The sequence below is a fragment of the Hafnia alvei genome, from assembly GCF_034424155.1.
Classification (GTDB): Bacteria; Pseudomonadota; Gammaproteobacteria; order Enterobacterales; family Enterobacteriaceae; genus Hafnia; species Hafnia alvei.
The window spans coordinates 2,065,919-2,078,122 of sequence record NZ_CP139992.1; the positions used below are offsets into that span (position 1 = coordinate 2,065,919).

General features: G+C 49.0%; 13 protein-coding genes. 8 read left to right on the forward strand and 5 right to left on the reverse strand.

From position 1 onward, the window contains the following. Window positions 1-52: 52 nt before the first annotated feature. Window positions 53-397 carry a RidA family protein gene (locus U0008_RS09635; RefSeq protein WP_025801958.1) on the reverse strand — a complete coding sequence of 115 codons (345 nt, stop codon included), beginning with the start codon at window positions 395-397 and terminating at the stop codon, window positions 53-55. 137 nt (window positions 398-534) lie between these two features. Between U0008_RS09635 and U0008_RS09640 the strand changes: the two genes are divergently transcribed. The 4 genes from U0008_RS09640 to U0008_RS09655 all read left to right on the forward strand — a co-directional run bounded on the left by U0008_RS09640 (window position 535) and on the right by U0008_RS09655 (window position 4,463). Continuing rightward, window positions 535-852 (forward strand): monooxygenase, encoded by a 318-nt coding sequence (locus U0008_RS09640; protein ID WP_025801959.1) that lies wholly within the window; start codon window positions 535-537, stop codon window positions 850-852. Window positions 853-987: 135 nt separating this feature from the next. Then, the gene (locus U0008_RS09645; RefSeq protein WP_025801961.1) at window positions 988-2,907 is read left to right on the forward strand and encodes a DNA repair helicase YoaA; all 1,920 of its coding nucleotides are present in this window, start codon (window positions 988-990) and stop codon (window positions 2,905-2,907) included. Window positions 2,908-3,083: 176 nt separating this feature from the next. Next, window positions 3,084-3,785, forward strand: coding sequence for a tRNA (adenosine(37)-N6)-threonylcarbamoyltransferase complex dimerization subunit type 1 TsaB (gene tsaB, locus U0008_RS09650; RefSeq protein ID WP_043493332.1), 702 nt, complete (start codon window positions 3,084-3,086; stop codon window positions 3,783-3,785). Between the two features lie 66 nt (window positions 3,786-3,851). Next, on the forward strand, window positions 3,852-4,463 hold the full coding sequence (locus U0008_RS09655; protein WP_043493031.1) for a Slp family lipoprotein: 612 nt from the start codon (window positions 3,852-3,854) through the stop codon (window positions 4,461-4,463). Between the two features lie 78 nt (window positions 4,464-4,541). Here the strand turns inward: U0008_RS09655 and rluF are convergent, their stop codons facing one another. Beyond that, window positions 4,542-5,420 carry a 23S rRNA pseudouridine(2604) synthase RluF gene (rluF, locus tag U0008_RS09660; protein ID WP_043493033.1) on the reverse strand — a complete coding sequence of 293 codons (879 nt, stop codon included), beginning with the start codon at window positions 5,418-5,420 and terminating at the stop codon, window positions 4,542-4,544. A 458-nt stretch (window positions 5,421-5,878) separates the two neighbouring features. Between rluF and fadD the strand changes: the two genes are divergently transcribed. Continuing rightward, window positions 5,879-7,564, forward strand: a complete 1,686-nt coding sequence (gene fadD, locus U0008_RS09665) for a long-chain-fatty-acid--CoA ligase FadD (RefSeq protein WP_025801968.1) — start codon at window positions 5,879-5,881, stop codon at window positions 7,562-7,564. A gap of 119 nt (window positions 7,565-7,683) precedes the next feature. Continuing rightward, window positions 7,684-8,799, forward strand: a complete 1,116-nt coding sequence (rnd, locus tag U0008_RS09670) for a ribonuclease D (RefSeq protein ID WP_043493034.1) — start codon at window positions 7,684-7,686, stop codon at window positions 8,797-8,799. Between the two features lie 267 nt (window positions 8,800-9,066). Here rnd and minE read toward each other — a convergent pair whose 3' ends face one another. From minE to minC, 3 genes are read right to left on the reverse strand one after another with little or no spacing between them, the layout of a single operon-like run. Continuing rightward, window positions 9,067-9,345: a cell division topological specificity factor MinE gene (minE, locus tag U0008_RS09675; protein WP_043493036.1), complete on the reverse strand. Its 279-nt coding sequence runs from the start codon at window positions 9,343-9,345 to the stop codon at window positions 9,067-9,069. Between the two features lie 3 nt (window positions 9,346-9,348). Beyond that, on the reverse strand, window positions 9,349-10,161 hold the full coding sequence (minD, locus tag U0008_RS09680; RefSeq protein WP_025801973.1) for a septum site-determining protein MinD: 813 nt from the start codon (window positions 10,159-10,161) through the stop codon (window positions 9,349-9,351). A 25-nt stretch (window positions 10,162-10,186) separates the two neighbouring features. Then, window positions 10,187-10,870, reverse strand: a complete 684-nt coding sequence (gene minC, locus U0008_RS09685) for a septum site-determining protein MinC (RefSeq protein ID WP_025801975.1) — start codon at window positions 10,868-10,870, stop codon at window positions 10,187-10,189. 136 nt (window positions 10,871-11,006) lie between these two features. Here minC and U0008_RS09690 point away from each other — a divergent pair, with 136 nt between their 5' ends. Next, window positions 11,007-11,291 carry a YcgL domain-containing protein gene (locus tag U0008_RS09690; RefSeq protein WP_025801977.1) on the forward strand — a complete coding sequence of 95 codons (285 nt, stop codon included), beginning with the start codon at window positions 11,007-11,009 and terminating at the stop codon, window positions 11,289-11,291. A gap of 220 nt (window positions 11,292-11,511) precedes the next feature. Further along, complete coding sequence (locus U0008_RS09695) at window positions 11,512-12,168, forward strand: fumarylacetoacetate hydrolase family protein (RefSeq protein WP_043493038.1); 657 nt, start codon at window positions 11,512-11,514, stop codon at window positions 12,166-12,168. The last annotated feature ends 36 nt before the right edge of the window (window positions 12,169-12,204 follow it).

The following is a 12,204-nucleotide window of genomic DNA, read 5'->3' on the forward strand; positions in this document are numbered from 1 at the left end:
AGCCATACAAAAAAGCCGCTCAATATGCTGAGCGGCTTTTTTTATGCGCGCATTAACGTGCCGCGATAATCTTGATTTCAACTTTGTATTTAGGGTTCATCAATTTGGCCTGAACGGTACAGCGCACTGGCGCTTTGCCTGCGGGCACCCAAGCATCCCACGCGGCGTTCATCGCCTGAAAATCGTCGCCATCAGCCAAGAAAATGGTGGCATCAAGAATGCGGGTTTTATCCGTGCCCAGCTGATTCAAGATCATATCAATAGCGGCTAAGGCGTTGGCGGTCTGTGACGTTGCATCATCGTCCAGATTTTCAGGAACGCTGGTGTAATAGATAGTGTCGTTGAAGACAGTGGCGTCAGACCAGCGCTTTTCTGGATTGATACGTTCGATAGACATTAGTAACTCCTTGTAGGTTCTACAACATGACAATCCGTTGAGTATATAGAAAACGGATGAAAAACACTGCTTTCAGTGGCAAGTATGTGGCATTCTCAAAGAGAGAGACAGGAACTGAAAAACATAAGGAGTCACAGATGACCGTATTATTGCAAATCGACTTTAAAATGCCGGGAGAAATGCTAGGTGACCGCTTGGCCGAAATGGCAACGCCGTTGGCGCAGAGCATCACGCAAGAGCCGGGTTTTATCTCAAAAATCTGGACTGAAAATGTAGATGCCGGTGAAGCCGGTGGTATTTACCTGTTCAGCGACAAAACGAGCGCAGAGCAATACGCAGCTATGCACATCAAACGTGTGGCACAGATGGGCGCGACCGATATTCGCAGCCGCATTTTTGATATTAACGTTCCTCTGACGCATATCACGCGTGGCAATCTTAAACCGGCAAGCTAAGTGATATTCGTATTGATGTGTCTATCAAGGCCGCCTTTGGGCGGCCTTAGTCATATAGAGGCTGCGTCAAAGTAGGTGGTTGTTACTGCCAACACTTGGCATAATCACGCCTTCACAAAAAGAAAGAGAGGCTGTGTGACAGACGATTTCGCGCCCGATGGCATCCTAACTAAAGCGATACGGGGTTTTAAACCGCGTGAAGCACAACAACATATGGCCGAAGCTGTCACCAAAGCGATTCAATTCAAAGAAGAGTTAGTGGTTGAAGCGGGAACCGGAACCGGGAAAACCTATGCTTATTTGGTTCCCGCCCTGCGTTCTGGCGCAAAGGTGATTATCTCTACCGGTTCTAAAGCGCTACAGGATCAGCTCTATGCCCGCGATTTGCCCACCGTTCGTGATGCGTTAAAGTTCACGGGAAAACTGGCTTTACTGAAAGGGCGTTCGAACTATTTGTGTCTTGAACGTTTAGAACAGCAATCAATGGTTGGCGGCGAACTGGCTTCCGATGCGTTATCCGATCTTATGCACCTGCGCGGATGGTCAATCCAAACGGAAGACGGTGACGTTAGTAACTGCCATGGCGTATCGGAAGACAGTACGATATGGCCGCTCGTCACCAGCACTAATGACAACTGTTTGGGCAGCGACTGTCCACAATACAAAGATTGTTTCGTCGTTAAAGCGCGTCGTCGGGCGATGGATGCTGACATCATCGTGGTTAACCATCATCTATTTTTAGCTGATCTGGTGGTAAAAGAAACTGGATTTGGCGAGCTTATCCCCGACGCTGATGTCATGATCTTCGATGAAGCCCATCAGCTACCTGATATCGCCAGCCAGTATTTCGGCCAGCAACTGACCAGCCGCCAACTGATGGATTTGGCCAAAGACATTACGATTGCCTACCGCACGGAAGTCCGCGACACCGCACAGCTGCAAAAATGTGCCGACAGATTAAGCCAGAGCGCCCAAGATTTTCGCTTGGCGTTGGGCGATCCCGGCTATCGCGGGAACTTACGCGAGGCTTTAGCATTGCCGGAAGTGCAGCGTGCGCTGGTGCTGCTTGATGATGCTTTAGAGCTCTGCTATGACGTAGTGAAAATGTCCCTCGGTCGTTCAGCGTTACTCGATGCCGCTTTTGAGCGAGCCACGCTGTATCGTAACCGCTTGAAGCGCCTGCGCGATGTGTCGATTCCGGGCTATAGCTATTGGTATGAATGCAACTCACGCCATTTTGTCATGGCGCTCACGCCGCTCACCGTGGCGGAAAAATTCAGTGAAGTCATGAAAGAGAAGCCAGGTTCCTGGATCTTCACCTCTGCAACGCTGGCGGTGAACGACGATGTTTCTCATTTCACGGCGCGGCTAGGTTTAAATAAAGCCAAAAGCTTATTACTACCGAGCCCGTTTGATTACGCCAACCAAGCGATGCTGTGTGTGCCTCGCTTTTTACCCACGCCGAATCAGCGCGGTGCGGCGCGACAACTGGCGCGAATGTTAAGGCCGGTGATTGAGGCTAACGAAGGGCGGTGCTTCTTCCTATGCACGTCACACGCCATGATGCGTGATTTAGCCGAAGAGTTTCGAGCGACTATGACGCTGCCAGTACTATTGCAAGGTGAAACCAGTAAGCCTCGTTTACTGGCCGAGTTCGTTGCTGCGGGAAACGCATTATTAGTTGCCACCAGCAGTTTCTGGGAAGGTGTGGACGTGCGCGGTGATACATTATCCTGCGTCATTATCGATAAGCTCCCGTTTACCTCACCGGACGATCCGTTGCTCAAAGCGCGAATCGAAGACTGCCGTATTCGCGGCGGAGATCCTTTTGCTGAAGTGCAATTGCCTGATGCGGTAATAACGCTCAAACAGGGGGTGGGGCGTTTAATTCGCGATACTAGCGATCGTGGCGTAGTGATTATTTGCGATAACCGCTTAGTCATGCGGCCCTATGGTGAAGTTTTTCTGAATAGCTTACCGCCTGCGCCGCGAACGCGAGATCTGAATAAGGTGATTACGTTCCTTAAAGCCGGTAGCCAACCCGCGGCCGATTAACATTTCTCAATGAGATGGAGCACCGTGAGGTGTTTCATCTCTGTTCCGCAGCGAGCTTTTTGCTCATCTCGATTTATTCAGCGCAGCAAACCCTTCAGAAGCATCAAAACACAGGCTGTGCTATGATCCGCATCCTGATTTTTCTTTATTCATTTACTGTCCCGCCCGAGGTTGGCATGTCCACGCGAATTTTAGCGATCGATACGGCAACAGAAGCCTGTTCTGTTGCACTCTGGAATAATGGCGAAAAACATGCGCTGTTTGAAATCTGTCCACGCGAGCATACGCAGCGTATTTTGCCCATGGTGCAGCAGGTGTTGGCTGAATCAGGCGTTACGCTGAATCAGCTGGACGCATTGGCTTTTGGCCGTGGTCCGGGCAGTTTTACCGGCGTGCGTATTGGTATCGGCATTGCTCAAGGGTTAGCGATGGGGGCTGAACTGCCGATGATTGGCGTTTCCACTCTGGCCACCATGGCGCAGGGCGCGTTTCGCGTAACCGGCGCCACTCAGGTATTAGCCGCTATTGATGCCCGCATGGGTGAAGTCTATTGGGGACAATACCAGCGACAAGATAATGGTGTGTGGGTAGGAGAGAGCACCGAAGCCGTGCTAACGCCCGATCGTGCACAGCAGAATATCATGGCGCTAAGCGGCGACTGGGCACACGTTGGAACCGGTTGGGGGACTTATCCTGATATGGCTTCTGATACCGCCATTCGCTTGATTGACGGTCAAATGTTGCTTCCACAGGCTGAAGATATGCTACCTCTTGCGCTGGCCGATTTTGCCTCAGGCAACGTCACCGCGGTAGAAAATGCACAGCCAACTTATTTACGTAATGAAGTGACATGGAAAAAACTACCGGGGCGTGAATAATTCAGGCAACTTCTGTCTAAACTAATAGTCATAAGAACAAGATAGTGAGTTTTTGGAGAATAAAATATGCCTGCAATGCAATGGGTTCGTCGGTTAGTCAGCGTGGCGATCGTTTGTAGCCCGCTGTTGTTGTCTGGGTGTGTCACGATCCCGGACTCAATCAAAGGCACGTCGGCCACGCCGCAGCAGAATTTCGTTGCGGTTCATAACGCGCCGGATTTGTATGTTGGGCAGGAATCACGCTTTGGCGGTACCGTGGTTAACGTGATTAACCAGAAAGACGCCACGATGTTAGAGATTGCGGTGATGCCATTGGACGACACCGCAAGGCCTATCCTGAACCAGCCTTCGGTTGGGCGTTTGATTGCCAAAAGTGCCACATTCTTGGATCCGGTTGATTTCAAAGGTCAGCTAGTGACGGTCGTTGGGCCGCTTACCGGCAGCGTCGACGGTAAAATAGGCAAGACGCCGTATACCTTTGTTACGATGGACGTGCAGGGCTATCAGCGCTGGCATGTCACTCAGGAAATCGTGATGCCGCCACAGCCGTTTGGACCGTGGGATTATGGTTATGGTGCCTACGGTCGCGGTGGCTTCTGGGGGCCCGGCTTTGGTCCCGGCTGGGGTTGGTATAACCCAGGCCCTGCCAGAGTGCAAAGCGTGGTAACAGAGAATTAATCTGCTCACGCGTTTAACCCTCTACTGATTAAAACAAAGCCCCGATTTCGGGGCTTTGTCATTTTAGGTGCTTGCTGATTAACGGCCTTTTTTCTTACGCCCGGGCTGGGTAAAGCGCTTGCGTGAAGCGGCATCTCCCGCACCTTTCGCGGCGTTTTTTGGCCCTTTAGCCGGGGCGCTTTTAGCTGCCGCGGGTTTTGCCTTCGGTTTCGCTTTCTTCGCTGGTTTGGCTTCAGAAGAAGAGTCTTCAATAGACTTGAACAGCTCGATAAGTTCATCGTCGGTTAAGTCTCGCCATTCGCCCAGTGGCAGGCCAGCAAGGCTGACATTCATGATCCGGGTACGTTCGAGCTTGGTAACCTCGAAGCCAAAATGTTCACACATCCGGCGAATTTGGCGGTTCAAGCCCTGAACTAAGGTGATACGAAACACAAAGGGCGCTTCTTTTTTCACTTTGCACTTCTTCGTTACCGTACCGAGAATCGGTACTCCCGCGCCCATGCCACGAATAAATTCATCGGTTACCGGTTTATTCACGGTGACCAGATACTCTTTTTCATGATCATTACCGGCGCGCAGAATTTTATTGACTAGATCGCCGTGGTTGGTGAGGAAGATGATGCCCTGTGAATCTTTGTCTAAGCGACCAATGGGAAAAACGCGGGTGCTGTGATTGACGTAATCCACGATATTATCTTTCTCACCGTTCTCCGTGGTGCTCACAATGCCAACGGGTTTGTTGAGCGCAATGAGAACAAGGTCGTCGGCGTCACGGGGTTCAATCAACTGGCCATTAACTTTCACGACGTCACCCGCGAAAACCTGATCGCCAATTCCGGCACGTTTACCGTTAATAAAAACATGCCCTTGTTCAATGTAGCGATCGGCGTCGCGTCGTGAGCAAATGCCACTTTCACTGATGTATTTGTTCAGACGAGTCGATGAGTTGGTCAGCATGGTTCCCTCCGATAAAAAGCGGAATATACATGAGTTGAGCTCCGATACGAACCGTGATTTATCACTTCTTGAAATAATGAGTGTTGCATTGATCACCGTCGCCATCTAGGTACGCAATTACAGCGGAGAAAATAAGCTAATTGGTGTTTTCTTGGACTAAAAAATTCGCTAATTTTACAAAAAGTTACTCTTTTTGGTATTATATCCACAGCGGCCATGAGGCCGCTTTTTGCTTTTATAGCGGCTAGCCGATCTCAATATATGCTGGGGAAGACCGGGGCGAGGCCATTTTAGTGATGCATATCGCAACCTGAAAATTGTTTACACATGAACTGGTACGCTGAGTTAAAATTTTGTTAAACATTAGATATTGTTCTGTTGTTTCTCATGGCTAACGGTTCGGGTGTGCGATGCAAACGATGCTTAAACAAGATAACAATAATTACGGGAGAACGACCTTGGAAAAGGTTTGGCTGAAACGATATCCGGCAGATGTCCCTGCGGAAATCGATCCTGATCAATACACCTCTCTGGTGGAGATGTTCGAGCAGTCGGTGGCGCGTTTTGCTGACCAGCCTGCGTTCATCAACATGGGGCAGGTGATGACCTTCCGTAAGCTTGAAGAGCGCAGCCGTGCATTTGCGGCCTATTTGCAAAATGAGCTAGGGCTGAAGAAGGGCGACCGCGTTGCGCTGATGATGCCTAATCTGCTGCAATATCCGATCGCGCTGTTTGGTGTGCTACGCGCCGGAATGGTTGTGGTTAACGTTAACCCGCTTTACACCCCGCGAGAATTAGAACATCAGCTGAATGACAGCGGTGCGAGCGCGATTGTGATCGTCTCTAACTTTGCGCATACGCTGGAGAAAGTCGTCTTTAATACGCAGGTGAAGCATGTCATTTTGACCCGTATGGGCGATCAGCTGTCGGCGGCAAAAGGGACGTTGGTAAACTTTGTGGTGAAGTATATTAAGCGGCTGGTGCCCAAATATAACTTGCCCGATGCGATTTCTTTCCGCTCGGCGTTACAACGTGGGCGGCGCCAACAGTACATCAAGCCAGATATCACCAATAATGACCTCGCATTTTTGCAATACACCGGCGGTACTACCGGCGTTGCGAAAGGCGCGATGCTAACGCATCGAAATATGCAGGCTAATCTGATCCAATCGCGTGCGGCATATGGCCCATTGCTGAATGAAGGCCATGAGTTGGTGGTGACGGCGCTGCCGCTTTACCACATTTTTGCTTTAACCGTGAACTGCCTGCTGTTTATTGAGATGGGTGGCTGCAATCTGATGATCACCAACCCACGCGATATTCCTGCCGTGGTGAAAGAGCTCAGCCGCTATCCATTTACGGCGTTAACGGGTGTGAATACGCTGTTTAATGCGTTGCTGAATAACGAAGATTTCCGTGAATTGGATTTCTCCACGTTACGCTTGTCTGTCGGCGGCGGGATGTCAGTTCAGCGTTCGGTAGCCGAAAAATGGGAAAAATTAACCGGACGCCATTTGCTGGAAGGATATGGATTAACGGAGTGCGCGCCATTGGTTTCTGGCAATCCGTACGACCTGAAGCACTATAGCGGCAGCATCGGCCTTCCGGTTCCTTCTACCGATGTGCGTTTGGTCGATGATAATGGCAATGAAGTCCCACACGGTGAAGCAGGGGAACTGCAGGTGAAAGGGCCACAGGTTATGCTTGGTTACTGGCAGCGTCCTGAGGCGACCGACGAAATTCTTAAAGACGGTTGGCTATCTACCGGCGATGTTGTCACCATTGATGACGAGGGCTTCTTACGCATTGTCGATCGCAAAAAAGATATGATATTAGTATCTGGTTTCAATGTTTATCCGAATGAAATCGAAGAAGTGGTCTCAATGCATGATAAAGTGCTTGAGTGCGCGGCAATCGGTGTTCCAAACGGGGCTTCAGGCGAGATGGTTAAAATCTGCGTTGTGAAGAAAGATCCCTCTCTGACTCGCGATGAGCTGATTGCACACTGTCGTAAGCATCTCACGGGCTATAAAGTTCCTAAGAAGGTGGAGTTTTACGATGAGTTGCCAAAGTCTAACGTAGGGAAAATCCTACGCAGAAAATTGCGTGAGGAGCAAGCGGCCTCGCAGGAAAGCGCCGTATAGCTTCTCATTATTCTGAGCCGATAAACGTTGACGCCGGTTGTTACCGGCGTCGTTGTTTGTACCGACTAACTCGGCTGGCGTTGTGATGATGCCAGAAATATGAAAATGAGAATGATGTTTTGAATTATCAGTTGATTACCACCAGTAGCGAACTTAAGCAGGTTTGCGAGCAAGCAAGCCGCCACACTTACATTGCGCTAGACACCGAATTTGTTCGTACCCGCACCTACTATCCTCAGTTAGGCCTAATTCAGCTTTTTGATGGCGAAACGCTGTCGCTGATCGACCCGTTGCCAATTACCGACTGGCAGCCCTTCGTTGAACTGCTGAAAAATCCCGACGTCACAAAGTTACTGCATGCGGGTAGCGAAGATCTGGAGGTTTTTATCCATGATTTTCAGACGCTGCCAACGCCAATGATCGATACGCAGATTTTAGCTGCCTTTACGGGTCGCCCGCTTTCCTGTGGGTTTGCCGCGATGGTGAATGAGTATTTACAGGTTGAATTAGACAAAAGCGAATCCCGCACTGACTGGTTAGCGCGTCCACTAACCGAGCGCCAATGTGAGTACGCTGCCGCTGATGTGTTCTATCTGTTGCCGCTTGCACATAAGCTTATTGCGGAAGTGGCTGAGGCTGGCTGGACGGATGCCGCAAATGACGAATGCTTGGCCCTGTGTCGTCGTCGCCAAGAAGTGGTGGATCCTGCATTAGCCTATCGTGATATTACTAACGCTTGGCAGCTGCGTACGCGTCAGCTAGCGTGTTTACAGAAACTGGCTGAGTGGCGCATCAATCAAGCTAGACAGCGTGACATGGCGGTTAATTTCGTGGTACGTGAAGAGAACCTGTGGCAGGTTGCGCGCTATCTACCGACCTCTCAAGGCGAACTAGGCGAGCTGGGGTTGAGTGGCCCTGAGATCCGTTTCCACGGTAAAACGCTGGTGGCTATGGTAGCTGAGTCTGCCAATATCCCTGAGTCTGAATGGCCACAGCCGGTTGAACGATTGGTTGATCACAGTGGCTATAAGCATGCATTTAAAGAGCTAAAAGCCGTAGTGCAAAACGCGGCCGAACGTAGCGGATTAACGGCGGAACTGATCGCTTCGCGTAGACAAATAAACGCACTGCTAAGCTGGCACTGGAAGCTGAAAGCAGAACAGCCAGATTTACTTGTAGGCTGGAGAGCGGATTTGCTTGGCGAGCAGGTTAGGGCCATTTTGGCTACCTTGTGATCGTCTTGGTAATCGAACAATATAAATAAAGACAGCTATTAGCTGTCTTTATTTTTTACGAACATATCAGAAAATGAATCAATAATATAAAAACAAAACTTATAGAAAGTAGTCTATGTGAATATTCTCAATATTCATTGGTGCATTAATTAATATTAGGAATAATCTTGATAATAGCTATTTTTGAGATAATTACTTATTAAAAGGTCTGTTTATATATACAGGCGTTCCCTTATATTTCTATAAGAGAACGTCAGAATGATAAAATCATTTAGCTGCTTCTTCTGCTTCTTCTGCTTCAGGCAAGGTCACATTAAGCTCTAATACCGAAATATCATCGCCTTTTTGTTCAAACTGTACCGTCAGCATTTCTGGATCTATCTGCACGTATTTGCAGATTACAGCCAAGATATCTCGTTTTAACTGGGGCAAATATTGTGGCTCACTATCACCGCGACGTCGCTCCGCAACAATAATTTGCAGCCGTTCCTTGGCTATATTGGCTGTCGGCTTTTTGCGCGACAGGAAGAAATCAAGTAATGCCATGTTTTATCCCCCGAACAGGCGTTTCAGGAAGCCTTTTTTCTCTTCTTCAACAAATCGGAATGCACGTTCTTCGCCCAGCAAGCGATCGACCATGTCTTGGTAAGCCTGACCGGCGTCTGACTCTTTATCCAGTATAACAGGTTCGCCTTGGTTTGATGCGCGCAGTACGGATGGGCTTTCTGGGATCACGCCAACCAACGGGATGCGCAGAATATCTAACACATCTTCCATGCTCAGCATGTCACCACGGCTCACGCGGCCTGGGTTGTAGCGAGTCAGCAGCAGATGCTCTTTGATTGGATCTTCGCCTTTTTCTGCACGGCGAGATTTTGACGCCAAAATGCCGAGGATGCGGTCAGAGTCACGTACAGACGACACTTCTGGGTTAGTGGTAATGATGGCTTCATCAGCGAAATACAGCGCCATTAGTGCGCCAGTTTCGATACCTGCTGGTGAATCACAGACGATAAAGTCAAAGTCCATCGTGCCGAGATCGTTTAAGACCTTCTCAACGCCTTCGTGCGTTAAGGCATCTTTGTCGCGAGTTTGTGAGGCCGGGAGAATGTAGAGGTTTTCTGTACGCTTATCTTTGATTAACGCCTGATTAAGAGTGGCATCACCTTGAATCACGTTAACAAAATCATACACCACACGACGCTCACAGCCCATGATCAGGTCTAGATTACGCAGACCGATATCAAAGTCGATAACAACGGTCTTTTTACCTTTTTGGGCCAAACCGGTAGCGATGGCTGCGCTAGATGTGGTTTTACCAACGCCCCCTTTACCGGATGTAACAACAATAATGCGTGCCATGTATATGGGTTCCTTGTCGAAGGGCCTAGAATAGAGGTTGTATAGTTAAGGCACTGTCACTCAAATTGAGTCTGGCAGCTTGCCCATAAAAAGCTTCAGGGATTTGATCGCTCAGCCAGTACTGACCGGCGATAGACACCAGTTCAGCGGCAAGGTGAGCACAAAAAATCTGACTGGATGTATCTCCGCTGGCTCCAGCAAGGGCGCGTCCGCGCATCATGCCGTAAATATGGATATTGCCATCGGCGATCACTTCGGCACCCGCGCTGACGCTGCTGGTGACAATCAAATCACAGTCTCGTGCATATATCTGCTGTCCAGACCGAACCGGCGTACTCACAATACGGGTTTTAACCGGTGCGGGTGGCTCGGGTAACGCGACGGGCGCACTTTTCTTAATACCTTTCCCTTCACTTAGCAAAGGCAAGCCTGCACGCGTTACAGCACGTTTAAGCCCTTCATCGGTGCAACCACTTACGCCAATGACATGCAGCCCAGCTTCGGTAATGGCCTGTTGTAATTTCTGCCAGCTTGCGCCTTCAGGGACGTTAGCAATATTAATAACAACAGGGGCATTTTTCAAAAAAGCGGGCGCTTGCTCGACTTTTTCGATTAATGCCTCACGTATTACCTCCGGTTGCGAATTATGCAAATGAACAACCGAAAGGGTAAAACTGCTGCCTTTTAGTTCTATTGGCGATTGTGACATCTATCCTGACTCAGTTTCAGCAACTTTAAATCCCCGGAATAACCACACAGGGGGTAATATTCCGATGTACATTAAGCATGTTATAGTCAGTGCTATATCTAGGCAAGTCGCCGTCTGAATTAATTAGAGTGAAAAAATGATTTGTACCATTTACAGAAGTTCAAAACGCGATCAGACCTATCTTTATGTCGAAAAAAGAGACGATTTCTCATCGGTGCCTGAAGAACTGATGAAAAGTTTTGGCCAACCACAATTAGCCATGGTGATCGATTTAGAGAGTAAAAAGAAACTGGGCTCAGCCGACATTGAAAAAGTCAAAAGCGCTTTAAAAGAGCAAGGGTATTATTTACAGCTGCCTCCTCCGCCCGAAAGTTTGCTAAAAATGCATTTCGAACAAACTAAAAAATCTTCGGATGAATGAATTGTGTGATGTTATTCACATAAACATAGAGCGCCGAGCTATCTCGGCGCAAATCCATTGAAGTGTTGATGATTGCGGCTGTAGTTTCATAACTAGTTTTATATAAGAAGGGCAGGAAGCTCAGATGCCGTTGGCGTCTCGATTCTCGCTTCAGATTATGTATGCCCCTTGGAATAACGTGGCGATAGCATCGCGTTGTGTATAACCACAGGAGAAGTCTATGTATCAACATCGTGATTGGCAGGGTGCTTTGCTAGAGCTTCCTGTCAGTAAAGTGGTTTGCGTTGGCAGTAACTACGGAGATCACATCAAAGAAATGGGCGGAACGCAGGCACCAGAGCCGGTCTTATTTATCAAACCGGAAACGGCGCTTTGTGATATTCGCCAGCCTGTTGCCATCCCGAAAGATTTTGGTTCTGTTCATCATGAGATTGAGCTGGCCATCCTGATTGGCACACCGCTGAAGCAGGCTAATGAAGATCGTGTGGCACGCGCTATTGCAGGTTACGGCGTCGCCTTAGATCTTACGCTGCGTGATATTCAGGCTGAATGCAAAAAAGCAGGACGTCCTTGGGAAAAGGCGAAAGCCTTCGATGGTTCTTGCCCCATTTCTGGATTTATCCCTGAATCTGAGTTTGGCGACCCGCAAAATGCTGAACTAAGCTTAAGCATCAATGGCGCTATTCGTCAGCAAGGTAGCACGCGTGACATGATTACGCCGATTCTGCCGCTGATAAGCTATATGAGCCGCTACTTTACTCTGCGTGCGGGCGACATTATTTTGACCGGAACCCCACAGGGCGTCGGACCTTTAGTCTCTGGCGATATGCTAACGTTATCCATCAATGGTAACTCATTGAGTACTCGCATTATCTAGCCAGTAGCGTCCTTACTAAGCACAGTTTTAGTAAGG